Annotated in this window: 1 protein-coding gene; it reads right to left on the bottom strand. The window is 72.5% G+C overall.

Translation table 11 applies throughout. From position 1 onward, the window contains the following. A partial coding sequence (locus AC3A4M_RS22815; protein ID WP_498738911.1) for an aldehyde dehydrogenase family protein occupies positions 1 to 494 on the bottom strand: 494 nt, incomplete at both ends.

Genomic DNA, 494 nt, shown 5'->3' on the forward strand with positions numbered 1-494 from the left:
GGTGCCGGGGCGTTCTCGGTGGCGCCCGGAGTGCCCTCGGCGACCTGCTCCACGCCGTCGGCCGCTGCCAGTTCCTTCACGCCTTCTTCCCAGGCGCCGGCGATGCCCGGCGTGAGCATGGTCTGGCCCGCGCAGGAACGCAGCGAGCCGGCTGCGGCGCTGATGAAGGCGTCGCCGGTTTTGCCTTCGGGGACAAAGACCAGCCCGGGGTTGGTGCAGAACTGGCCGGCCCCCATGGTCAGCGATCCGACGAAGTCGCCGGCCAGCGCGGCGGCGTCGTCGGCGATGGCGCCGGGCAGGACAAACACCGGGTTGATGGAGGACATCTCCGCGTACACCGGGATCGGCTCCGGCCGCGCCGCTGCGGTCTTCATCAGGGCGATGCCGCCGGCCTGCGAGCCGGTGAAGCCCACGGCCTTGATGCGCGGATCCGCCACGAGCGCCTGGCCGACCGAGCGGCCGGCACCGAAGAGCAGCGAGAAGACGCCGTCGGG

The sequence above is a fragment of the Arthrobacter sp. Soil_C_60 genome (assembly GCF_057656375.1).